21 protein-coding genes and 1 riboswitch are annotated in these 23133 nt (G+C 73.4%); of the genes, 12 read left to right on the plus strand and 9 right to left on the minus strand.

Going from position 1 to position 23133, the window contains the following annotated elements:
- Nucleotide 1 precedes the first annotated feature (1 nt).
- The 4 genes from pknB to thiO all read right to left on the minus strand — a co-directional run bounded on the left by pknB (nucleotide 2) and on the right by thiO (nucleotide 4272).
- Entirely contained in the window at nucleotides 2-1945 is a 1944-nt protein-coding gene (gene pknB, locus AB0389_RS17715) for a Stk1 family PASTA domain-containing Ser/Thr kinase (protein ID WP_366396315.1), read from the minus strand.
- A 124-nt stretch (nucleotides 1946-2069) separates the two neighbouring features.
- Nucleotides 2070-2852, minus strand: coding sequence for a thiazole synthase (locus AB0389_RS17720; protein ID WP_366396316.1), 783 nt, complete (start codon nucleotides 2850-2852; stop codon nucleotides 2070-2072).
- A 5-nt stretch (nucleotides 2853-2857) separates the two neighbouring features.
- Nucleotides 2858-3058 (minus strand): sulfur carrier protein ThiS, encoded by a 201-nt coding sequence (thiS, locus tag AB0389_RS17725; protein ID WP_366396375.1) that lies wholly within the window; start codon nucleotides 3056-3058, stop codon nucleotides 2858-2860.
- Between the two features lie 20 nt (nucleotides 3059-3078).
- Nucleotides 3079-4272, minus strand: coding sequence for a glycine oxidase ThiO (gene thiO, locus AB0389_RS17730; protein ID WP_366396317.1), 1194 nt, complete (start codon nucleotides 4270-4272; stop codon nucleotides 3079-3081).
- Nucleotides 4270-4383: riboswitch (TPP riboswitch) on the minus strand. It overlaps the preceding gene by 3 nt.
- A gap of 50 nt (nucleotides 4384-4433) precedes the next feature.
- Here thiO and AB0389_RS17735 point away from each other — a divergent pair.
- From AB0389_RS17735 to AB0389_RS17760, 6 genes are all read left to right on the plus strand, one after another.
- Nucleotides 4434-4802: a hypothetical protein gene (locus AB0389_RS17735; RefSeq protein WP_366396318.1), complete on the plus strand. Its 369-nt coding sequence runs from the start codon at nucleotides 4434-4436 to the stop codon at nucleotides 4800-4802.
- Nucleotides 4795-6000: an FAD-dependent oxidoreductase gene (locus tag AB0389_RS17740; RefSeq protein ID WP_366396319.1), complete on the plus strand. Its 1206-nt coding sequence runs from the start codon at nucleotides 4795-4797 to the stop codon at nucleotides 5998-6000. The genes AB0389_RS17735 and AB0389_RS17740 overlap by 8 nt, the downstream gene beginning before the upstream one ends.
- A 78-nt stretch (nucleotides 6001-6078) precedes the next feature.
- Nucleotides 6079-6444 (plus strand): Rv2175c family DNA-binding protein, encoded by a 366-nt coding sequence (locus AB0389_RS17745; protein WP_366396320.1) that lies wholly within the window; start codon nucleotides 6079-6081, stop codon nucleotides 6442-6444.
- A gap of 84 nt (nucleotides 6445-6528) precedes the next feature.
- On the plus strand, nucleotides 6529-7182 hold the full coding sequence (gene thiE, locus AB0389_RS17750) for a thiamine phosphate synthase (protein ID WP_366396321.1): 654 nt from the start codon (nucleotides 6529-6531) through the stop codon (nucleotides 7180-7182).
- A 108-nt stretch (nucleotides 7183-7290) separates the two neighbouring features.
- Complete coding sequence (gene metF / locus AB0389_RS17755; protein ID WP_366396322.1) at nucleotides 7291-8208, plus strand: methylenetetrahydrofolate reductase [NAD(P)H]; 918 nt, start codon at nucleotides 7291-7293, stop codon at nucleotides 8206-8208.
- A gap of 52 nt (nucleotides 8209-8260) precedes the next feature.
- Complete coding sequence (locus AB0389_RS17760) at nucleotides 8261-9274, plus strand: hypothetical protein (protein WP_366396323.1); 1014 nt, start codon at nucleotides 8261-8263, stop codon at nucleotides 9272-9274.
- A gap of 33 nt (nucleotides 9275-9307) precedes the next feature.
- On the opposite strand, the gene AB0389_RS17765 is transcribed toward AB0389_RS17760, so the two are convergent.
- Entirely contained in the window at nucleotides 9308-10828 is a 1521-nt protein-coding gene (locus AB0389_RS17765; protein ID WP_366396324.1) for an NAD(P)/FAD-dependent oxidoreductase, read from the minus strand.
- A gap of 427 nt (nucleotides 10829-11255) precedes the next feature.
- Between AB0389_RS17765 and AB0389_RS17770 the strand changes: the two genes are divergently transcribed.
- The 3 genes from AB0389_RS17770 (at nucleotide 11256) to AB0389_RS17780 (ending at nucleotide 13416) form a co-directional block, all read left to right on the plus strand.
- Nucleotides 11256-11771, plus strand: a complete 516-nt coding sequence (locus AB0389_RS17770; protein ID WP_366396325.1) for an SAV_6107 family HEPN domain-containing protein — start codon at nucleotides 11256-11258, stop codon at nucleotides 11769-11771.
- Between the two features lie 95 nt (nucleotides 11772-11866).
- A complete protein-coding gene (locus AB0389_RS17775; RefSeq protein WP_366396326.1) occupies nucleotides 11867-12652 on the plus strand; it encodes a methyltransferase in 786 nt (261 codons plus the stop codon).
- Nucleotides 12653-13008: 356 nt separating this feature from the next.
- Nucleotides 13009-13416 carry a DUF3040 domain-containing protein gene (locus AB0389_RS17780; RefSeq protein ID WP_366396327.1) on the plus strand — a complete coding sequence of 136 codons (408 nt, stop codon included), beginning with the start codon at nucleotides 13009-13011 and terminating at the stop codon, nucleotides 13414-13416.
- Between the two features lie 93 nt (nucleotides 13417-13509).
- On the opposite strand, the gene AB0389_RS17785 is transcribed toward AB0389_RS17780, so the two are convergent.
- The 4 genes from AB0389_RS17785 to AB0389_RS17800 form a co-directional block, all read right to left on the minus strand.
- Complete coding sequence (locus AB0389_RS17785; protein ID WP_366396328.1) at nucleotides 13510-15936, minus strand: DUF3488 and transglutaminase-like domain-containing protein; 2427 nt, start codon at nucleotides 15934-15936, stop codon at nucleotides 13510-13512.
- A complete protein-coding gene (locus AB0389_RS17790) occupies nucleotides 15933-17309 on the minus strand; it encodes a DUF58 domain-containing protein (protein WP_366396329.1) in 1377 nt (458 codons plus the stop codon). The genes AB0389_RS17785 and AB0389_RS17790 overlap by 4 nt, the downstream gene beginning before the upstream one ends.
- Nucleotides 17309-18352, minus strand: a complete 1044-nt coding sequence (locus tag AB0389_RS17795) for a MoxR family ATPase (RefSeq protein WP_366396330.1) — start codon at nucleotides 18350-18352, stop codon at nucleotides 17309-17311. The genes AB0389_RS17790 and AB0389_RS17795 overlap by 1 nt, the downstream gene beginning before the upstream one ends.
- A gap of 284 nt (nucleotides 18353-18636) precedes the next feature.
- Nucleotides 18637-19263: a carbonic anhydrase gene (locus AB0389_RS17800; RefSeq protein WP_366396331.1), complete on the minus strand. Its 627-nt coding sequence runs from the start codon at nucleotides 19261-19263 to the stop codon at nucleotides 18637-18639.
- Between the two features lie 330 nt (nucleotides 19264-19593).
- On the opposite strand from AB0389_RS17800, the gene rsmH reads away from it, so the two are divergent.
- The 3 genes from rsmH to AB0389_RS17815 are packed head-to-tail and all read left to right on the plus strand — an operon-like array spanning nucleotide 19594 to nucleotide 23118.
- A complete protein-coding gene (rsmH, locus tag AB0389_RS17805) occupies nucleotides 19594-20586 on the plus strand; it encodes a 16S rRNA (cytosine(1402)-N(4))-methyltransferase RsmH (protein WP_366396332.1) in 993 nt (330 codons plus the stop codon).
- Complete coding sequence (locus AB0389_RS17810; protein WP_366396333.1) at nucleotides 20583-21155, plus strand: cell division protein FtsL; 573 nt, start codon at nucleotides 20583-20585, stop codon at nucleotides 21153-21155. Before rsmH ends, AB0389_RS17810 begins: the two co-directional genes overlap by 4 nt.
- A 4-nt stretch (nucleotides 21156-21159) precedes the next feature.
- Nucleotides 21160-23118, plus strand: a complete 1959-nt coding sequence (locus AB0389_RS17815; RefSeq protein ID WP_366396334.1) for a penicillin-binding protein 2 — start codon at nucleotides 21160-21162, stop codon at nucleotides 23116-23118.
- The last annotated feature ends 15 nt before the right edge of the window (nucleotides 23119-23133 follow it).

Consider the following 23133-nt stretch of genomic DNA (forward strand, 5'->3'; position numbering starts at 1 on the left):
CTCAGAGTCCCTTGGTCGTGATGGTGATCGTGCTGCCCTCGGGCGCGGTGTCGCCGCCCGCCACGGACTGCTTGCCGATGGTGTCGCCCAGGAACGGGAAGCTGCGCTCCTCCTTGACCTCGAAGCCCGCGGCCTCCAGTGTCTTCCTGGCGTCCGCCGTCTTCTGCCCGGTCACATCCGGTACGGAGACCATCCGCGGCCCCTTCGACACCGTCAGCGTGACCGTGTCGCCCTTGGCCAGCCGGGTCCCCCGCGCGGCCGACTGCTCCGCCACGGAACCCTCCGCCACCGTCGAGTTCACCCGGTCCGCGGCGACCTTGACCGTCAGCCCCGCCTCCTCCAGCCGCGCCGTGGCATCCGCCAGCGGCTCCCCGGTGACCTCCGGGACCTCGATCGCGGCCCCCTTGCTGACCACCAGCGCCACACCCGTATCGGGCCGTACGTCGGACCCGCCCGCCGGCTTCGAGGAGACCACCGAGCCCTGCGCGACCTCGTCGCTGAACTCCTCGGTGACCACCCCGGCCGCCAGCCCCTCCGTCTTCAGCAGGCTCCGCGCCTCCGCCAGCGGCCTGCCCGCCAGCTCCGGCACCCGCACGGTCTTCGGCCCCCGCGAGACGACCAGCGTCACCGGCCCGCTGCCCCGCACCCGCGCGCGCGGCTCCGGCTCCGTGGCCATCACCGTGCCCCGCTCGAACGCGTCGCTGAAGCCGTCCGTGACCTTCGCGTCGAGACCCTCGTCCGCGAGCCGCCGGCGCGCGTCGGCCTCGCTCTTCCCGAGCACCGACGGCACACGCGTGAACTGGCCCGAGTTGATGTACCAGACCCCCGTACCGAGCCCGAGCGCCAGCAGCACACCGAGCACCACCGCGACGATCCCGCGCCGCGGCATCCACGGCATCCGCGGCCCGGCGCCGCCCCGCCGGCCAGGACCGTCCTGCGACGGCGGCCCGGTCTCCAGCCTGCTCGTCCGGTTCACCGGCCGGTCCTCGACGGGCAGGACCCGCGGTATCACCGTCGTACGGCTCTCGGTCCCCGCGCCCCTGCCCTCGCCGGGCCCGGGCTCCGGCTTCGCCTTCGGCGGTACGGCGTCCAGCTGAGCGTCCGTCAGCGCGGCCCGCGCGGCCCGCGCCCGCGCCAGCAGCGCCACCGCGTCCTCCGGCCGCCCTTCCGGGTTCCGCGCCGTCGCCACCGCGACCAGCGCGTCCAGCTCCGCGGCGAGCCCCGGCACGGCCTTCGACGGCGCCGGAACGTCCTCGTTCAGATGCAGATACAGCACCTGCGCCGGGGTGTCCCCGGTGTGCGGCTTGGCCCCCGTCAGCATCTCGTGCAGCACGACCCCGCACGCGTACACGTCGACCCGGGTGTCCGACGTCCCCTGCTCGATCTGCTCCGGCGCGAGGTACGACACCGTCCCCAGCACCGACCCGGTGGTGTTCGTCACATCGCCCACCGCCCGCACCAGCCCGAAGTCGGCGACCTTGACCCGGCCGTCGTCTCCGATCAGCACGTTCTCCGGCTTCATGTCCCGGTGCACGAACCCCGCCCGGTGCGCGGCGCCCAGCGCGGCCAGCACCGGCTCCAGAATGTCCAGCGCCGCACGCGGCTGAAGTGCGCCCCGCTCCCGCAGTACGTCGCGCAGCGTGCACCCCGCGACGTACTCCATCGCCAGATACACGTACGCGCCCTCGGCGCCCTGGTCGAACACCCCGACGATATTCGGATGATCCAGCCGGGCAACGGCCTTGGCCTCCCGGATGAACCGCTCGACGAACGTCGCGTCCGTCGCGAGCGCGGGGTGCATCACCTTGAGCGCGAGGACCCGGTCGAGCCGGGTGTCGACGGCCCGGTAGACCGTGGCCATGCCACCGACGGCGATGCGCGCGTCGACGCGATAGCGGCCGTCGAGCATGTGCCCGACGATGGGGTCCTGAAGGGTCGTATCCACGTCCGTGAGTCTACGGTTCCGCCTCCCGGCGGGGGGCCGTGGACTGTAGCGGTACGGGTACGGTCGTTGCGTCTGTGCCGGGGGCCGGCCCAAGACGTACCCGTACCGCTACAGTCCACGGCCCCTAGCCGGGAGGCGAAAACGCGAGGCCGGTCGTTGGCGAGGACGCCGTCGCGAAGTGGCGGCGGGGGATTCGGCCCGCGCGGTGGGCGAGGCGGCCCGCCTCGACCGCGTGGCGCATCGCCGAGGCCATCAGGACCGGTTCGCGCGCCCGCGTGACCGCCGAGGCCAGCATGACCGCCGCGCAGCCGAGTTCCATCGCGAGCGCCGCGTCCGACGCGGTGCCCGCGCCCGCGTCGAGGATGACCGGCACGCGCGCGTGGGCGGCGATCAGCTCGAAGTTGTGCGGGTTGCGGATGCCGAGGCCGGAGCCGATCGGGGAGCCGAGCGGCATGATCGCGGCGCAGCCGGCGTCCTCCAGTTTGCGGGCGAGGACCGGGTCGTCGTTGGTGTACGGGAGGACGGTGAAGCCGTCGTCGACGAGGGTCTCGGCGGCGTCGAGGAGTTCGATCGGGTCGGGCAGCAGCGTGCGCTCGTCGGCGATGATCTCCAGCTTCACCCAGTTGGTGCCGAGGGCCTCGCGGGCCAGCCGGGCGGTGAGGACGGCTTCGCCGGCGGTGAAGCAGCCGGCGGTGTTGGGGAGTACGCGGATGCCCAGGGTGCGCAGGAGCGACAGGACGGAGTCCCCGGCGGCCGGGTCCAGGCGGCGCATGGCGACGGTGGTGAGTTCGGTGCCCGAGGCGATGAGGGAACGTTCCAGCACGTCGAGACCGGTCGCGCCGCCGGTGCCCATGATCAGCCGGGATCCGAAGGTGGTGTCGGCGAGGGTGAACGGGTCGTCGGCCACAGCGGTCAGCCTCCTTGGACGGCGGTGAGGATCTCGACCCGGTCGCCGTCGGCGAGCGGGGTGTCGGACCAGCGGGTGCGGGGGACGACCGTCTCGTTGACGGCGGCGGCGACGCCCGAGCGGGCCGGGGTGAGGGTGGCGACGACCGCGTCGAGGGTCGTGGCGGCGGCGAACGCGTGGGGCTCGCCGTTCACGGAGACGGTCATGGGGACGGGCATGGGGACGTTCACGTGAGCTGCTCCTGACGTACGGGCGCGGTGAACGCGCGCGTGGCGAACCGCAGGGGGGCGAACGGCCGGGCGACGGCCGGCAGCGCACCCGTCGCCAGCAGCTCGCCCATCGCGTCGCCGGTGACGGGCGTGAGCAGGACGCCGTTGCGGTAGTGCCCGGTGGCCAGGTGCAGGCCGGGCAGGGCGGTGGGGCCGAGGAGGGGCGCGTTGTCGGGGGTGCCGGGGCGCAGGCCCGCGCGGGTTTCGGTGAGGGGGAGTTCGGTGAGGCCGGGGACGAGTTCGTGGGCGTCGCGCAGGAGTCCGTAGACGCCGCCCGCCGTGACGGTCGTGTCCCAGCCGAGCTCCTCGCTGGTCGCGCCGACGACCAGTTCGCCGTTCTCGCGCGGTACGAGATAGACGTGGCTGCCGCGTACGACGGCCCGCACGGTCCGGGACAGGAACGGCGCGTACGGGCGTGGCACGGTCAGCCGCAGGACCTGGCCCTTGACGGGCCGCACCGGCGGGCGGGCGTTGTCCGGGACGCCCGGGAGCCGGCCGCTGAGGCTGCCGGCCGCCAGGACGACCTGGCCGGCGGCGAGCGCGCGGCCGTCGGCCAGGACGGCGCCGGTGGCCCGCTCCCGGGCGACGGAGAGGCGTTCGGCGCGGGCGCGGTGGAACACCACCCCGGCGCGCTCGCAGGCCGTCAGCAGGGCGGTGGCGAGCCGGCGGGGGTCGATCTGGTGGTCGCCGTCGACCCGCAGGCCGCCGCGGACGCCGGGCGCGAGCATCGGTTCGAGGCGGCGGCACTCGCGCCCGGTGAGCCACTCGGCGGTGAGCCCGGAGCGGAGCTGGAGGGCGTGGAGTTCGCGGAGTTCGGCGCGGTCGTCGGTGTCGAGGGCGACCGCGAGGGTGCCGCAGGCGCGGTAGCCGGTGTCCTGGCCGCTCGCGTCCTCCAGTTCGGCGACGAAGGCGGGATAGCGCTCGGCGGAGGCGAGGTTGAGGCCGAGCAGGGTCTGCTCGCCGTGGTGGAGTTCGGTGACGGCGGCGAGCATGCCGGCCGCGACGCGCGCGGCCCCGCCGCCCGGGTCCGGGTCGGCGACGGCGGTGCGCAGCCCGCGCTGCGCGGCCCGCCAGGCGGTGACGAGGCCGATGATCCCGCCCCCGATGACGAGGACATCGGAACGGGTAGCACCTTGGGGAAACGACTGCATGGGCGTCCAGCCCCTCCCTTCGCCGGCATGACCCGGATCAGGTTCGTACGGTCGGAGGCCGCGTCAGCCTCCCTCTCAGCCCGGTGCGTCCGGACTCCCGCGAGGTAGTGTCGACGGCCAGACTAACGTCCCGCGCGGCGGGCGGTAAGGGAGCATTCACGGTGGCACGCTCGCTCGACGGACTCGTCCTCTCCCCGGTCGCCGACCAGGCTCCGGGCCAGGTCGGGACCCGTACACGCTTCCGGTACCACGAGGAGAACGGCCGGATCTGGGCCGATTACGCGGGCGGCGACGTGGTGTGCGGCCATCTCGTGGGGACACGCGAGGGCGACCGGCTGGACTTCCGTTACGTACAGCTGAAGCGGGACGGCGGGACGTCGTCGGGGCACTGCCTCTCGACCGTCGGCGAGCTGCCCGACGGGCGGGTCAGGCTGGACGAGACCTGGGAGTGGGAGTCGCGGGAGGGCAGCGGCACGAGCGTGGTGGAGGAGCTGCCCGCGGGCGCCCTCCTGGAGGGCTCGGATGTCTGAGCCGGCTCGGCGGGTTGTCGTCGTGGGCGCGGGAATGGCGGGCGTGCAGACGGCCGTCGCGCTGCGGGAGCAGGGGTACGGCGGCGCGGTCACGCTGATCGGGGCCGAACCGCATCCGCCGTACGACCGGCCGCCGCTCTCCAAGGCGCTGCTGCTCGGCAAGGCGGACAGCTCGGCGTTCGACCTCGATTTCGCGGCGCTCGACGTCGAGTTGCGGCTCGGGCTGGACGTGACGGGGCTGCGTGCGGGGGACCGGGAGCTGGACACGGCGGCGGGACCGGTCCCGTACGACGTGCTGGTCGTCGCCACCGGCGCGGAGCCGGTCCTGCTGCCCGGCACCGAGGGGATGCCCGGTGTCCACGCGCTGCGGACGCTGGACGACGCCGAGCGGCTGCGGCCGGTGCTCGCGCGGCGGCAGGCGATCGTGGTGGTGGGCGCGGGCTGGATCGGCGCGGAGTTCACCACGGCGGCCCGCGAGGCCGGCTGCGCGGTGACGGTCGTGGAGGCGGCGGACAGGCCTCTGGCGGGCGCGCTGCCCGCCGAGGTCACAGGACCGATGGCCGGCTGGTACGGGGAGAGCGGCGCCGAACTGCTCACCCACGCGCGCGTGGCCGCCGTCGAGCCGGGCGCGGTGGTGCTGGCGGACGGCCGGTCGCTGCCCGCCGAGGCGGTGGTCGTGGGCGTCGGCGCGCGGCCCGCGACGGCCTGGCTGGCCGGCTCGGGCATCGCGCTCGGCCCGGACGGTTCCGTCACGGCCGACGAGCGGCTGCGCGCCTCGCTGCCGGACGTGTACGCGGTCGGGGACTGCGCCTCCTTCCCGTCCGCGCGCTACGGCGAGCGGCTGCTGGTGCACCACTGGGACAACGCGCTCCAGGGGCCGCGTACGGTCGCCGCGCAGGTGCTGGGCGAGACCGAGCGGGTCTACGACCCGGTGCCGTACTTCTGGTCCGAGCAGTTCGGCCGGTTCGTGCAGTACGCGGGCCATCACGCGGCGGCCGACGCGCTGGTACGGCGCGGTGACCCGGCGGGCGCGGCCTGGTCGGCGGTGTGGCTGCGGGACGGGGTGCTGGTGGCGCTGCTGGCCGTCGGCAGGCCCCGGGACCTCGCGCAGGGCCGCAAGCTGATCGACGCGGGCGCGCGCGTGGATCCCGCTCGGGTGGCGGATCCGTCCGTACCGCTGCGCGGAGCGGTGGTGTGACGGCGGTGACCCCGTGGTGCGCGCTCGTTCAGGGGGCCTTGGCTACCGACTGTCAGTCCGGGATGGCACGCTTGTCCCGTGACCGAGATTGACGCAAAGATCGATGCTCTCGTCCCCGCGTGGCTCCACCTGCCCGATATCGCCGAAATGTTCGATATCGAGGTGACGCGCGTGCGGCAGCTGGTGAAGGAAGGCCAGCTGATCGCCGTGCGCCGGGGGGAGAACCGGGCGCTTCAGGTGCCCGCCGCCTTCATCGACGGCAACAAGGTGGTCAAGGGCCTCACCGGCACCCTGACGCTCCTGAGGGACGACGGCTTCACCGACGAAGAGATGATCGAGTGGCTCTTCACTCCCGACCCCAGCCTGCCCGGCACCCCCGCGCAGGCGCTCAGTGAGAACCGCGGCACGGAGGTGAAGCGCCGGGCCCAGGCGCTCGCCGTCTAGCGTTTTCGTGGTGCGCGGCGGCGCTGTCCCCCGTAGGGGATGACGCCGTCGCGCACCGAGCCGAACCGAACGGGGGGACTTCCCATGCCCACGGCCGATCCGTCGACGCTGGCCGATGCCCGGCTCTACCTCTGCACGGACGCCCGTACGCGCCAGGGGGACCTGCCCGCGTTCCTCGACGCCGTCCTCGCGGCCGGGGTGGACATCGTGCAGCTGCGCCAGAAGGGCCTGGAGGCCGCCGAGGAGCTGGACCACCTCCGGGTCTTCGCCGACGCCTGCCGCCGCCACGGCCGGCTGCTCGCCGTGAACGACCGGGCCGATGTCGCGCACGCCATCGGCTCCGACGTACTGCACCTGGGCCAGGGCGACCTGCCCGTGCCGGCGGCCCGCGCGATCCTGCGCCCGCGGACGCTGGTCGGCCGCTCCACCCACGCCGAGGCCGAGGTGGACGCCGCCGTCGCCGAGCCCGGCGTGGACTACTTCTGTACGGGCCCCTGCTGGCCCACCCCGACCAAGCCGGGCCGCCACGCGCCCGGGCTCGGGCTCGTCCGGTACGCGGCGGCGCTGGCCCCCGCGCGCCCGTGGTTCGCGATCGGCGGGATCGACGCGGGCAACCTCGACGAGGTGCTCGACGCGGGCGCCCGCCGGATCGTCGTCGTACGGGCGATCACCGAGGCGGACGACCCGGGCGCGGCGACCGCCGCCCTGGCGAAGCGGGTGCGCGAACGCGCGGAGTGACGCCCTCGTATCGGAATGTGGACGGCGAAGCCGGCCAGTTAACCGGCAATACCGGCGAATGTTCCCTGACCGGTTGGGTTGAGCCGCGCCCCTCGCTAACCTGCCCGTATGGCCCACGGCACCGCTTCGACCAGATCCGATCACGCACCTACCGTGCGTGACCTGCTCGCATCCGGACAAACGTCCTTCTCGTTCGAGTTCTGGGCTCCCAAAACCGAGAAGGGGGAGCGCAATCTCTGGAACGCGCTGCGCCGGGTCGAAGCCGTGGCCCCGAGCTTTGTCTCGGTGACCTACGGCGCGGGCGGCTCCACCCGCGAGGGCACGGTCAGGGCCACCGAGCGCATCGCCGCCGACACCACCCTCACCCCGGTCGCCCATCTGACGGCGGTCGGCCAGTCCGTCGCCGAGCTGCGCAACATGGTCGGCCAGTATGCCGACGCCGGGATCCGCAACATCCTGGCCGTGCGCGGCGATCCGCCCGGCGACCCCATGGGTGAGTGGACCAAGCACCCGCAGGGTGTGCGCTACGCCGCCGAACTGGTCAGGCTCATCAAGGAGTCCGGCGACTTCTGCGTCGGTGTGGCCGCCTTCCCGGAGATGCATCCGCGCTCGCCGGACTGGGACACGGACATCCGGCACTTCGTCGACAAGTGCCGGGCCGGCGCCGACTACGCCATCACCCAGATGTTCTTCGACCCCGAGGGTTATCTGAGGCTTCGCGACCGCGTCGCCGCCGCCGGTTGCGCGACACCGATCATTCCCGAGATCATGCCCGTCACGAGCGTCAAAATGCTGGAACGGCTGCCGCAGCTCTCCACCGCTGTCTTCCCGGCCCGGCTGAAGGAGCGGATCCTCGCGGTCAGGGAGGATCCGGCCGCTGTACGCTCCATTGGCATCGAGTTCGCAACGGAGTTCTGCGCCGAGCTGCTCTCCGAGGGTGTCCCCGGCTTGCACTTCATCACGCTCAACAACTCCACTGCGACGCTCGAAATCTACGAGAATCTCGGACTGCACGTGCAGTCGTGACCGGCCGTACCCGCCCCCGCTCCGGGGCGGCGGCCGCAGGAGAGGGGCGGGCATGGGCTGGACGGTCCTCTACATCGCATTCGGCATCGTGGCCCTGTGGCTGCTGGGCGAGGTACTGCTTCAGTACAAGGCGCGGCTGCGCTGGCGGTTGCTCGCCTTCGCCGGGTTCATGGTGGTGGTGCTCGGCGTCCTGATTCCGAACGTCTTCGTCATCGGGCTCGGCGCGACCGGCTTCGCGGTCGGTCAGACGTATGTGACGCTCTCCTTCCGCAGCGGCTTCGCCACCGGCTGGGCGATCAGCGGCAGGCCGAGCGTCAGCCGCCGCCGCAAGGCCGCCGACCGTGAACCGGCCCTCGAAGTCTCGGACTTGGAGTACGCGGCGCCGGTCGCACCGGCGGCCGATCCCGCGTTCGTGTACGAGACGGAGCCGCTGCCCGACGAGACCGCGCAGTACGGCGGGTACGGCGACGGGTCCCGGTCGGCGCAGGACGCGAACGGCCAGGACGCGGACGGGCAGCGGGTGAACGACTGGGCGGCCGACTTCGACGCCTACCGGACCGGCCTGCCCGACCAGCCGGGACAGCAGCCGGACCAGGCCGACCAGGACGTCTTCGCGGTCCGCGCGCAGGACGCGTCCCCGCCCTCGGACGCGTACAACAGCGGCTACGGCTACCAGGGCCAGGACGTCTACGCGCAGCAGTACGACTATGGGACGGGCAACGGGACGGGGACCGGGACCGGCGGCGATATCGGGGCGAGCGGGCAGCAGTACGCGGCGTACTCCGACCCGTACGTAGGCCCGTCCCCCGCCGCCCCGGCCGGCGGCGCCGGGGCGTACGGCTCGTACGACGGCTTCGGCGGCGACCAGCAGCAGTACGCCGACCCCTACGGCGGCCAGCAGTACGCCGGCGACACACCCCCCGGCGGCGTCTGGATGCCGCAGCAGCGCGAGCGCGACGGGGAGGAGCCGTTCCCGCCGATGCCGGGGGAGCCGCCGTACCAGCAGGGGTACGACCAGGGCTCGGGCTCCCAGCCGCACTACAACGACCAGCAGTACCGCTACTGACGGACCGTCGGCTCACTGCTCACTGCTCACTGCTCACTGTGAGCCGCGGAAGCCGGCCCCCTCCACGATCAGCCCGGCCACCAGCGCGCCCGACATCCCGGCATGGGCGAGCCCGCCGCCGGGATGCGCCCAGCCGCCCGCCCGGTACAGCCCGGCCAGCCGGGTGGCGTTCGCCGGATACAGCAGCCGGCCGCCCGCGCCGGCCAGTGCGGGCGGCGGCACCGCACCGCCGGGCGCGCCGGTCTCGGCCGCCGTGTCGGCGGGGGTACGGATCTCGCGCCAGAGCAGCCGTTCCGCCAGCCCGGGCACGACAGCGCCGGCCGCCGCCACCAGCACATCGGCGTACCGCTCGCGCAGCTCGCCGGCCGACCAGTCGACCGACCGGCCCTGCGGGCCGTGCGGCGCGACCGTCGCGGTGAGCGTGACCGCCTCGTGGCCGTCGTCGGGGCGGGTCGCCGGATCGTCGGGGCGCACCACCGTGACCGTGGGCCGCGCGGCCGTCCGCCCGGCGAAGAGGTCGGCGGCCTCGGCGCCGCCGTCGGGGGAGTGCAGCACCGTACGGTGCGCCGCGTCCGCGTCGCGGGCGCCGCGCAGCGCCAGCAGCACCGTGAACCGGCCGGGCACCGCGCTCCCGTCCGCCGCCCGCGGCAGGACGTCGCCCTCCGCGTCCAGCTCCGCCGAGACCAGCCCGCCGGGCGCGACGCCCGCCACGACCCGGTCGGCGGGCACGACCGTGCCGTCCGCCAGCTCGATCCCGGCGGCGGCGCCGTCCTTCTCCACGATCCGGACCACCTCGGCGCCGAAGTGGAACTCCACGCGCCGCGCCAGGCACCGTTCGTACACCGCGCGCGCCAACTCCCGCATCCCGCCGCGCACATACCAGCTGCCGAAGGTCTGCTCCAGATACGGGAGCAGCGCGGCGCTCGCGGGGGCGGTACGCGGGTCGAGGCCGTACGACAGGGCGCAGCCGTCCAGCAGGGCGGCCAGCCGGGGATCGGCCAGCTCCCAGGCGCCGATCTCCGCGAGCGTGGTGGCCTGCCGGGCGCCGCGCAGCAGCCGGCGCTGCCGGAGCGCCGGGTACGGATCGCGGCCGAGCACCTGCCAGTCGGGCCACAGCGGCTCTTCGAGCAGCGGCCTGCGGGACCGGTCCCAGGCATCGCGTCCCCGGCCGAGGAACTCGCCCCAGCGGACGCCCGCGCCCGCGCCGAGCGCCGCGTCCAGGGCGGCGACGACGCCCGCGCGGGAGCTGTTCGGCAGCCGTACGTCCGTACCGTCGGCGAAGACATGCCGGCTCGCCGGGTCCACCTGGTCGAGCCGCACGCTCTGCTCCAGCGACTCCTTGCCGGTCTTGACGAAGAGATCGCGCTGGACGGCGGGCAGCCGCAGCAGCCCGGGGCCGGTGTCGAAGACGAAACCGTCGCGTTCGAAGCGCCCCACCGCCCCGCCGTAGGTCGCCGCGCGCTCGTACACCGCCACCCGGTGCCCCGCCACCGCCAGCCGGGCAGCCGCCGCCATGGCGCCCATGCCGGCGCCGATCACCACAATCCGTGCCATGCCAGGGACTCTAAACGGGCGGGCTGAGTACGTGTACCCAGACCCCGGATGAGTAGCGGAGCGGATGGGCCGTCATCCGCGGAGACGAGAGAGTGGAGTCCGCGGAGGGGGCGCGGCGCCGCACCGCCGACACGGGGCGGCGGAACGGCGCGGCACCCCCGACGCGAGGGGACAGGGGGACCACGGGGGAACGTGGGACACGGGGGACACGGGGGAACGAACGGGGGAACGGGGGGAAGGCGCCGGTCCGGCGCGGCTTCGGGGGGACGGAGCCGCACCGGACCGGCGCTTCCGCGCGTGGTGGGCGGCGGGTGGCGGGCAGGCCACCGAACGGGGAAAACCGCAGGTCGGAGCCGATTGTCAGTGGTGCCCCTCAGGATGGGCACATACGGCCACAGCGCCGTCACACGACGACAGGAGGCTCGTCATGGCCCGCTCTTCCACGGATGCCGCGCACCGGCGCCGTACGGACGGTCCCGCCCCCTCGCCCTCACCGACCGGACCGCCCGCCGACATCCACCCCGTCGCCCGCCTGACCTCGGCCCCGCCCGCCGCCCGGGACCTGCTGGCGCAGGCGCGTTCTGGCCTGGACGAGGCCGCCGCGCTGGACTCTCCGAACGAGCGCTACGCCACCGCCCATCTTGCCGCGCTGCGCACCGCCGCCGCGGTGCTCGCGGTCCGGGGACGCCCGGAGGCCACGCCCCAGCGCCGGCGCCGGATCAGGAGCGCCTGGGAGGTGCTCCCCGAGATCGCGCCCGAGCTGACCGAGTGGAGCGGCCTGTTCGCGGCGGGCGCCACCCGCAGGGCCCGTGCCGAGGCCGGAATACGGGACGCGGCCAGCAGCCGGGACGCGGACGACCTGCTGCGGGACGCGGCGATGTTCCTGCGTCTGGTGGAGCGGCTGCTCGTACCGGCCGCGCCCCGGCCCCGGCCGCCCGGGTGACCGGGAGGAGAGGCCGCAGGCAATAGGGTGGGGGCGAATCCGCACTGTTCCACGCCCCGCCGTCCGGGGCGGCGCCGCCCTAGGAGTCAACTGCCGTGTCGGAGCCTTCCGCTGTCTTCGGCGGGGAGACGCCATCCCGCCCCCGTGGTTCCCTCCGTACCGCCGTGGTCTGGGAGGTCCTCAAGGACGCACTCGACCAGCGGGCCAAGGCGGCGGGGACGGATGTCCTCGATGTGCTCGACACCGGAGGGGGCACCGGCAACTTCGCGGTGCCCGTCGCCCGGCTGGGGCACCGGGTGACGGTGGTCGACCCCAGCCCGAACGCGCTCTTCGCGCTGGAGCGCCGGGCGGCGGAGGCCGGGGTGGCCGAGCGCGTCCGCGGGGTGCAGGGCGACATCCACGGCCTCTTCGACGTGGTCGAGCGCGGCGGCTTCGACGCCGTGCTCTGCCACGGCGTGCTGGAGTACGTGGACGACCCGGCCGACGGCATCCGGAACGCGGTGGCGGCGCTGCGTCCCGCCGGGACGCTCAGCCTGCTCGCCGCGGGCCTGGGCGGCGCCGTGCTGGCCCGCGCGCTCGCCGGGCACTTCAACGAGGCCAGGCAGGCGCTGACCGACCCGGCGGGACGCTGGGGCGAGGGCGACCCCGTGCCCCGGCGCTTCACCGCCGAGCAGCTCACGGAGCTGGTCGGCGAGGCAGGCCTGGCCGTCCGCGCCGTACACGGCGTACGGGTCTTCGCCGACCTGGTCCCCGGCGGTCTGGTCGACACCCAGCCCGGCGCCCTGGACGCGCTGCTGAAACTGGAGGCGGCGGCGGCCGAGCTGCCCGCCTTCCAGTCCGTGGCCGGCCAGCTCCACGTCCTGGGCGAGAAGCGGAACTGAGAGGCGGAACCGGGACGCGGCCGGGGCCCGAGACCGTCCGCGAGGCCCCCCGGAGCGCGTCCGGAGGGCACCGGCGGGGGCCGGGAGGACCGATCGCGTTGCTGATCAGCGACGCAGCCGCGCATGGAGTGCGCCACAGGCCCCCCGGCGGGGCGTCGGGCGCCGTATGATCGGGGTACACCATCCGGCATGACGGGTCGATGGTTGGGGAATCAACGCCTCAACAAGCGAGCCGACATGGCGGCCCGGAATGGCGAATTGGCGTTGAGGGCGGGTTTCACGGGGGCGATTCCCTGCCTATCCTTGAAGGAGCCGCATACCGGTCGCCCCCCGCGACCGACGACTAGGAGGACTCCGTGCCGCTCTCGGAGCACGAGCAGCGAATGCTCGAGCAAATGGAGCGAGCGCTGTACGCCGAAGATCCCAAGTTCGCGACAGCGCTTGAGGGAAGCGGGCTGCGTACGTACACCCGGCGACGGGTCTACCAGGCAGTCGCAGGCTTCCTGGTGGGTATCGCGCTCCTCATGGCCGGAATGGTCGCCCAGCAGATCTGGATCAGTGTGGTGGGGTTCCTCGTCATGCTGGGCTGTGCGGTCCTGGCGGTCACTGGCTGGCGCAAAGCGCCCAAACCAGGTGAACAACAGGCGGCGGGCGGCGCTTCGGGCGGCGCCACGGCCGACCGGCGACAATCCAGACAGCGTCGCTCGATGATGAACCGGATCGAGCAGCGGTGGCAGCGCCGCCGCGACGAACAGGGTCAGTAAGCGAGCGAGGTCACCACAGCAGGACCTATGACCGAGGGGCGAACGCATTGAGCGTTCGCCCCTCAGTCATGACCACCGGCCCGCTCTGCCCGGTCAGCCCCGCTGCCGGGAGGGCCGCAGCCGGGCCGTGGCGACCGACCAGCGGGTGGCCAGGGCCGCACGCCCTGCTTCCCAGCGGTCGGCCAGCGCCGTCCAGCGCTCCGAGACGGCCCAGACCACCCGAACGGATGAGCGCGGCGCGAGCAGTGCGCGCAGCCGGGTCCAGCGGCCCGCCGAGGCGCTCAGCCCCGCCCCGGCCAGCCGGGCGTCCTCGGCCAGGCCCGTCCCCGGCAGGGGATCCGGCGCGTACAGCACCCGCTCGACCGAACCGGCCACCCGGTGCACGGCCTCGGCCGGCGGCCCCTCCAGACCACCGAGCCGTACGATCCGGGCGGCGGCCTTCCGCGGAGTCCGCGAATCGTCCGGCGGGATGCCGTGGTCCCACGCCGTGTCGGTGATCTCCCGCCACGCGGCCAGTGTCCGCGCCGAGGCGTCCTGCGGGGTGCGCCCACCGGAGCCGAGCCGCCGGGCCCGGACCCTGGTCCGCCACAGCAGCGGCAGCAGAAGCAGCAGCAGGACGGCCAGGGAGCCCAGGACGACGGAGACCACCGTGCCCACCGGGGTGCCCGTGTCGGTCGGCGGGGTGATCGTGTCGGCCGCCGCCGCGTCGCACTCGTTCAGCCGGCGTGCCTCGGCAGGGCAGCCGCTCTCCGAGGCGGTCGGCGCCACCGTCGGCTCGGCCGAGGTGCTCGCGTCGGGGCTGCTCGGATCGGTCGGTCCGTCGGCCGGGGTCTCCGGACGGGTGTAGTCCGGTGTGCTGCCCCGGCTCGGGGTCGGCTCGAAGCGGGTCCAGCCGACGCCCTCGAAGTACAGCTCGGGCCAGGCGTGCGCGTCGCGCAGCCCGACCGACATGCTGCCGTCCGACTGCGGAGTGCCCGGGGTGAAGCCCACCGCGACCCGCGCCGGAATGCCCAGCGTGCGGGCCATCGCGGCCATCGCGAACGAGAAGTGGACGCAGAAGCCTTCCTTGTTCTGAAGGAAGCGGGTGATCGCCGTGACCCCGGTGCCCGAGTCGACCTCGGTGTTGTACGTGAACCCGCCGTCCAGCGCGAACCAGTCCTGGAGTTTGACGGCCTTCTCGTAGTCGTTCTTGGCGCCCTTGGTGACGTCGAGCGCGGTCTGCTTCACCTCGTCCGGCAGGATGGCCGGCACCTGGGTGTACTCGCGGCGCAGCGCGGCGCTCGCCTCGGGCGCCGAGGCGAGCTGCTCGCTGGTGGGATTCACCAGCAGACTGTCGACCTCGTACCGGGCGCCGCGCGTGGACTGGCCGCGGTCGCCGACCAGCGTGCGGCCCGTGGGCTCGAAGCGCCAGCGGCCCGAGATCTTCACCTTGGTCGCCGGGTAGGGCATCGGCAGATAGTTCTGCCGGTACCAGCCCGCGGCCGAGACATTGGTCGTCACCTCGGTGGTGCCGATGTCGGAGCGCAGACCGGGCGCGCCGGGCAGCCGGTCGGGCACGTCCTCGACGGCGCGCTGCGAGAAGCGCCAGGACGTGCCGTCGAACCGGTCCAGGGCCATGATCCGCAGATACATGTCCTGGGTGTTCTTCGCGTTCGTCTTGTAGCGCAGTGCCTCGCGGTCCTCGGGCTGGTTCAGATTGTCCTGGAGCGAGACCAGCGGGTTCACCGCGGAGATGGTCCCGCCACCGCCCGACCCCGCGCCGGTGCCGCGGCCCGCGTCGGCGAGCAGCCCGCCGTCCAGCGCGGGCAGGACGGCCGGGACCGCCAGGGCGACGCCCAGCGCCACCACACCGATCCGGCGGCCGGTGCGCACCGGGGCGCGGCCGGACGCGTTCGGCCCGGCCGGGAAGCGGGCGGCGGCGGGCGCTCCGCTGAACACCCGGCCCCACTGGGACAGCCGGTCCCGGCCCTCGGCCAGCAGAAGCAGCAGATAGCCGACGGCCGCGAGCAGGAACCACATCCAGCCGCCCGCCCCGCCCGAGAGCCCCGCGGCCACCGAGTACAGCGCGAGCAGCGGCAGTCCGGCCGCGGCGGCGCTGCGGAAGGTCACCGCGATCGCGTCCACCGCGAGCCCGATGAGCAGCACCCCGCCGATCAGCATCAGCCGGATGCCGTCCGTTGCCGGGGCCGGTATCGCGTACCGGCCGACGTCGTCGGCGCCCGAGGAGAACAGATCGGCGAACGCGGTGAAGACCTCCGGGGTCGGTACGAAGCCGAACAGCGCCTCGTCCTTGGTGAACGCCACCGTGAGCATCATCAGCGCGGCGACCGTCTGGAGCACGACCGTCAGCGCGCGCGCCAGCGGCACCCGTCTGGCCAGCGCGCCCACCGCGCTCATGACCGCGACCATCAGCCCGGCCTGCAGGAGCCAGAGCGCCGGCTCCACCAGCGGCAGCAGGGCGCCCGCCGACATCAGCGTGGCGGCGAGCGCGCACAGCGCCAGCCTTCCGCGACCGCTCATGACCATCCTCCGGAGAAGCCTGTGGAGCCGCCCGTGACGGCCGATTCCGAGTGCTGCCGCGCGGCCTGCCGCCACAGCTCGGGCAGCTCCGCGCCCGAGGCCACGGCCAGCGCCGTCCAGCCCGCCTCGCGCAGCTGCCGCAGCCGTTCCTCGGCCCGGCCCGCGGGCCCGCCGCCCACCGTCCAGCCGCCGCTGTCGAGCACGAAGGCGACGGCGGCGCCGCTGCGCTGCCGCATCCGGGCGGCCACCGCGGTCTGTTCGGCGTCGAGATCACCGAAGAAGGCCACCAGCAGCCCGCCGGAGCTGCCGCGCAGCACGTCGTACGCGCGGGAGAGGTCCGTGTCGTCGGAGTGGTCGACGACGGCGAGGGTGTCCAGCATCAGCCCGGCCGCCTCGGCGGTCTCCTGCGTCGCGCCGGCGAAGCCGTCGGCGCCCTCGCCGGGGACCGTGCCGCCGGTGTCCGTCAGCAGCCGTACCGCGAAGCCGCGTTCCAGCATGTGCACCAGGGCGGAGGCCGCGCCGGACACCGCCCATTCGAAGGCCGAGTCAGGGCCGGAGCCCTGGTACCCGGCGCGCCGGGTGTCCAGCAGCACCGTGCACCCCGCGCGCTGCGGCTGCTCCTCGCGGCGCACCATCAGCTCGCCGTACCGCGCGGTGGAGCGCCAGTGGACCCGGCGCAGGTCGTCGCCGTGCCGGTAGCCGCGCGGGATCACATCGTCCTCGCCGGCCAGCGCCAGCGAGCGCTGGCGCCCGTCGCCGAACCCCGAGGAGTCGCCGGCGAGCTGCACCGGCGGCAGCGGTTCGGTGCGCGGGATGACGGTCAGGGTGTCGTACGCGCTGAACGAGCGGGTCAGCTCGCACATCCCGAACGGGTCGCTCAGCCGCAGCTGGAGCGGCCCCAGCGGATAGCGCCCGCGCAAATCCGACCGGACCCGGTAGGACACCTCGCGGCGCCCGCCCGGCTCCACCCGGTCCAGCACGAACCGGGGGCGCGGCCCGAGGACGTACGGCACATGGTCCTGGAGCATCAGCAGCCCGGTGGGCAGCCGGGTCACGTTGTCCATCCGCAGATGGACCCGCGCCTCGGCGCCCGCCGGCACCCGCGAGGGCGTCAGCCGCCGGCTGCCCGCGACCCGGTAGCGGGTGCGGTACAGGACGGCCACACAGATCAGCGGCAGGACCGCGAGCAGCAGCCCCACCCGCAGGAGATCCGACTGGCCCAGCACATAGGCGCAGACGGCCGCGGCGACCCCGGCGGCGAGGAACGACCGGCCGCGCGTGGTCAGTCCGGACAGCGCGGCCCGCAGCCCGCCGTGCTCCCCGGCGTCCCGGCCGTCCCCGCCGTCCGCGCCGGCCGGCACCCCGGAGGCCATCACAGCCGCCGAGCGCCGGACTGCTGGCCGAAGAGCGCGCCGCCTGGCGCGGTCGCGCGGCCCGGGGCACGGCCGCCGTCGGCCGTGGGAACCGCGGTCCGCTGGAGGATGTCCTGTACGACCTGCTCGGCGGTACGCCGGTTCAGCTGGGCCTGCGCCGTGGGCAGCAGCCGGTGCGCGAGCACGGCGACCGCCAGCGACTGCACGTCGTCCGGCAGCGCGTACTCCCGGCCGGCCAGCGCCGCCGCCGCCTTCGCGGCCCGCACCAGATGGAGCGTGGCGCGCGGGGAGGCACCGAGTCTGAGGTCCGGGTGGGTACGGGTCGCCGAGACCAGCTCCACCGCGTACCGCCGGACGGACTCGGCGACATGGACCGTGCGCACCGCGTCGATCAGCTTCACGATGTCGTGCGCGTGGGCCACCGGCTGGAGATCGTCCAGCGGGGAGACGCCACCGTGCACGTCGAGCATCTGCAACTCGGCCTCGGCGCTGGGATATCCCATCGACACCCGGGCCATGAAGCGGTCGCGCTGCGCCTCCGGCAGCGGGTAGGTGCCCTCCATCTCCACCGGGTTCTGGGTGGCGACCACCATGAACGGGTCGGGCAGTTCATAGGTGTGCCCGTCGATGGAGACCTGGCGCTCCTCCATGGACTCCAGCAGCGCCGACTGGGTCTTGGGCGAGGCGCGGTTGATCTCGTCGCCGATCACGATCTGCGCGAAGATCGCGCCCGGTTTGAACTCGAACTCCCGCTGCTGCTGGTCGTAGATCGACACGCCGGTGATGTCCGACGGCAGCAGGTCGGGGGTGAACTGGATACGCCGCACCGAACAGTCGATGGAGCGTGCGAGCGCTTTGGCCAGCATGGTCTTGCCCACGCCGGGAACATCCTCGATCAGAAGATGTCCCTCGGCGAGCAGCACGGTCAGCGAAAGCCGTACGACCTCTGGCTTGCCCTCGATCACACCCTCCACCGACGCGCGGACACGCTCCGCTGTGGTGGTCAGATCCGTGAGGCTCGCTCGATCGTCATAGGTCGTCACCCGGCCCTCCTCGGCCCTTTCCTCGGGCCGATGGTCATCAGACGGCCCGGCCCTCCCCGAAACACTGGCACCGTCCGCGGAAGGATCCGGGACGCCGCCACCACACGCATTCTTGTTGCCGTTACCGTCTCGTGTCATCCGCCTGTGGATAAGTCGGTGGGAATTGTCGGCTTTGCTGTTTCTCTGGTCCGGAAACCCTCCGGGAGGTGTCATGGCGGGCACCTCCCGGAGTACGTGCGGCGACCCGCCGGTGCTCAGACCGACCGGTCTCAGACTGACGGGTCTCAGACTGACGGGTCGATCTCCCGCAGCAGTCCCGTCTTCACGTCGAAGACGAAGCCGCGGATGTCGTCCCGGTGCGGGAGGAAGGGTGAGGTGCGTATTCGCTGCATGGACTGCCGCACGTCCTGGTCGACGTCGCGGAACGCCTCCACGGCCCAGGCGGGCCGCTGGCCGACCTCCATCTCCAGCTCGTGCCGGAAGTCCTCCGTCAGACTCTCCAGGCCGCAGTTGGTGTGGTGGATCAGCGCGACGCTGCGGGTGCCGAGCGCCCGCTGGCTGATGGTGAGGGAGCGGATGACGTCGTCGGTGACCACACCGCCCGCGTTGCGGATGGTGTGGCAGTCGCCCAGGGCGAGCCCGAGCGCGTCGTGCAGGTCGAGACGGGCGTCCATACAGGCCACCACGGCGACCTGGAGAACCGGGCGGGCGTCCATTCCCGGGTCCTCGAACCCGGCCGCGTACTGATGATTGGCGTCCACGAGCCGGTCGGTGACCGTCCCGCCGGTGCGGGCCGCACCGGCGGAGGCCCCGGCGGCCCCTGCGGGGAGATGCGCGGAAGTCGACATACCCAAGACGTTAGTCGGCACCAGCAGGTGAAGCCCTCTGCGGGAGGGGACAAAGAACCTCATCGGGGCGTTGTGTGAGCTAACCCACAAGGCCGAGCCGGGGGCGGCCGAATGGGTGAATTAAGGCTTTTGTGGGCTTGTGGCGAGCGACCCGCGCGGCGCGCTGGCCGGTTGATTGACCCGAAGGACCAGTGGACTAAAGTGGCGCGAAGTCCACGGACACCCCCCGAATCACATCCCGAATTTCCCCGCGTGCGCGGCGAAACGTGCGGCTCGGCCCCCTCCCGCTCGGCGGTCGGCCGACGCCCTTCCCGGCGCCGGCGGACCACCTCCCCTTCTTGAGCGGGCGGGGACCCGGCAGTACGTACGGCCGCGCCGGACCTGAGAGGGCGTATGAGCGAGAGCGGCGAGCCGGCCACGGAGACACTCGGCAACCAGGCCCGGCACGTCCCCGTGCTGCTCCGGCGGTGCCTCGACCTGCTGGCCCCCGCGCTCACCGAACCCGGGGCCGTCGTCGTCGACTGCACCCTCGGCCTCGGCGGACACAGCGAGGCACTGCTCACCGCCTTCCCCGCCGCACGGCTGGTGGCGCTCGACCGCGACCGCGAGGCGCTGCGCCTCTCCGGCGAGCGGCTCGCCCCGTACGGCGACCGCGCCACCCTGGTGCACGCCGTCTACGACGAACTGCCCGATGTCCTCGACCGTCTCGGCATCCCCCGCGTCCAGGGCATCCTGTTCGACCTCGGCGTCTCCTCCATGCAGCTCGACGAGGCCGACCGCGGCTTCGCGTACGCCCAGGACGCGCCGCTCGACATGCGGATGGACCAGACGACGGGCGTCAGCGCCGCCGAGGTGCTCAACACCTACCCGCCCGGCGAACTCGTACGGATCCTGCGCGCGTACGGCGAGGAGAAGCAGGCCAAGCGGATCGTGTCCGCGGTCGTCAGGGAGCGCGAGCGCGAGCCCTTCACCCGCAGCGCCCGGCTCGTCGAGCTGATCCGTGACGCGCTTCCGCAGGCCGCCAAGCGCACCGGCGGCAACCCCGCCAAGCGCACCTTCCAGGCCCTGCGCATCGAGGTCAACGGCGAACTGACCGTGCTGGAGCGGACCATCCCGGCCGCCGTGGAGCGCCTCGCCGTCGGGGGCCGGATCGCCGTCCTCTCGTACCAGTCGCTGGAGGACCGGATGGTCAAGCAGGTCTTCGCGGCCGGCGCCGCCAACACCGCGCCGCCCGGCCTGCCCGTGGTCCCCGAGCGCTACCAGCCCCGGCTGAAACTCCTCACCCGCGGCGCCGAACTGCCCACCGAGGAGGAGATCGCCGAGAACCGGCGCGCGGCTCCGGCCCGGCTCCGGGGGGCGCAGCGGATCCGGGAGGACGTGCGGTGAAGGGGCCGGCCAAGCAGCTGAGGGGACGGGCCGCACGGCTCTCCCGGCTGATGCCGGCCGGGAACAGCTCGGCGGCCCGCACCCCCTTCGTCCTGCTGGTCGTCCTGCTCCTCGGCAGCGGTCTGATCACGCTGCTGCTGCTGAACTCCGCGCTCAACGAGGGCTCGTTCCAGCTGAGCGCCCTCAAGAAGCGCACCACCGACCTCACCGACGAAGAACAGGCACTCCAGCGTGACGTGGACGAGTACTCCGCGCCGTACGCCCTGGAGCGGCGCGCCCGGGAGCTGGGCATGGTGCCAGGCGGCAGCCCCGCCTTCCTGAACGCCGACGGCACGGTCAAGGGCGTACCGGAGCCGGCCGATCCGGCGGCCACGGGTACGGCGGCCACGGGTACGGGGGCCGCCGGGCAGCCCTCCACCATGGAGGAATCGCCGCCGGTGCCCGCGCCCGACCCGGCGCCCTCACCCTCGCCTTCCCCCTCCGTCTCTCCGTCCTCCCCGTCCGTTCCCGTCCCCTCGCCCTCGGCCGGCGCGTCCGAACCACCGGCCCCGACCACCTCCGGCAGGTGACACAGTGCCCCCCGAGGAACCACCGCGCCGCCGGGTACCCGGCCCCGCCCGCCCCGCGAACGCCGGCCGGCCACGCCCCGGCGCCCGCCCGGCGCCCGGCCGGCCGCGTACCGGACCCGCCGCCCCGCACCGCATCCAGCTGGGCAGCCCCCGGCCCCGGCTGCGGCTGGTCGGCCTCGGACTGACCCTCGTCCTGCTGGTGTTCGTCGTCCGGCTGCTCCAGGTGCAGGCCGTCGACGCCAGCGCGTACGCCGCCAGGGCCGAGAAGAGCCGCTACCTCAGCCATACGATCGCGGCCGAGCGCGGCGAGATCACCGACCGCTCCGGGGTCGCCCTCGCCACCAGCGTCGACGCGTACGACATCACGGCCGACCCGTCGATGTTCGCCCCCCGCTTCAGCAAGATCCCCGACGCCCCCGAACAGGCCGCCGAGCTGCTCGCGCCGATCCTCGGGGTGGAGAGCGCCGAGGTCGTCAAGCAGCTCAAGCTCAAGTCCCGGTACGCGGTGCTGGCCCGGCGGCAGACCCCGCAGGTCTGGAACCAGATCAAGGACCTCAAGCGCGTGCTCGCCGAGCAGGCCGCCAAGGAGAAGTCCGGCGGCGGATCCGGCGTCAGCGTGCTCTCGGGCGTCTTCCAGGAGCCCAGCAGCAAGCGGGTGTACCCCAACGGCGACCTCGCCGCCGGGATACTGGGTTACGTCAACGCCGCGGGCCACGGCGGCGGCGGCATCGAGTCCATGCTCGACAAGGAGCTCGCGGGCGAGGACGGCAAGGCCACCTACGTCCAGTCCGGCGGCCGGCGCGTGCCCACCGCCACCTCCCACGAGAAGCCCGCCGTCCCCGGCTCGGGCATCGAGCTGACCATCGACCGCGACATCCAGTGGGCGGCCCAGAAGGCCATCACCGACCAGGTCAAGGAGTCCAAGGCCGACCGCGGGTACGTGATAGTGCAGAACACGAGGACCGGCGAGGTGCTCGCCATGGCCAACGCCCCCGGCTTCGACCCCAACGACCTCTCCCGGGCCAACGCCGCCACCCTGGGCAACGCCGCGCTCCAGGACGCCTACGAACCGGGCTCCACCAGCAAGGTCATGTCCATCGCCGCAGTCCTGGAGGAGAAGGCCGCCGACCCCGGCACCCATGTCGTCGTCCCCAACACCCTGCACCGCGGCGACCGGCTCTTCCACGACGACATCGACCACCCCACCTGGTACCTGACGCTCAACGGCGTCCTCGCCAAGTCCAGCAACATCGGCACCATCCTGGCCACCGGACAGCTCGGCAAGACCCAGCCCGAGGCCAACAAGGTCCTCCACTCGTATCTGACCAGGTTCGGCATCGGCCGGCCCACCGGCCTCGACTACCCGGGGGAGACCCAGGGCCTGCTGGCCAAGCCGCAGGACTGGTCCACCTCGCAGCAGTACACGATCCCCTTCGGCCAGGGCCTCTCCCTCAACGCCATGCAGGCCGCCTCCGTCTACTCCACCATCGCCAACGGCGGGGTACGGATCGAGCCCACCCTCATCCGCGGCACCCACGACCCCGACGGCCGCTTCACCCCCGCCGCCGCGCCCAAGAAGACCCGTGTCGTCAGCGAGGGGACGGCCAAGACCGTCGCCTCCATGCTGGAGTCCGTCGTGGACGACGAGGAGGGGACCGGCACCAGGGCCCGCATCCCCGGCTACCGCGTCGCCGGCAAGACCGGTACGGCCAACCGGGTCGACCCCAAGCTCGGCATCTACAAGGGATACACCGCCTCCTTCGCGGGCTTCGCGCCCGCCGACGACCCGCAGGTCACCGTCTACTGCGCCATCCAGAACCCCACCAAGGGCAGTTACTTCGGCGGCCAGACCTGCGGACCCATCTACAAGAAGGTCATGGAGTTCGCTCTCAAGACACTGCGGGTCGCACCGACCGGCAGTACACCCGCCCGGCTGCCGGTCACCTTCAAACCCGGCGAGTGACCCCCAGGGAAAGCG

Origin of the sequence: Streptomyces sp. NPDC093109 (genome assembly GCF_040701725.1) — a bacterium.
GTDB lineage: Bacteria > Actinomycetota > Actinomycetes > Streptomycetales > Streptomycetaceae > Streptomyces.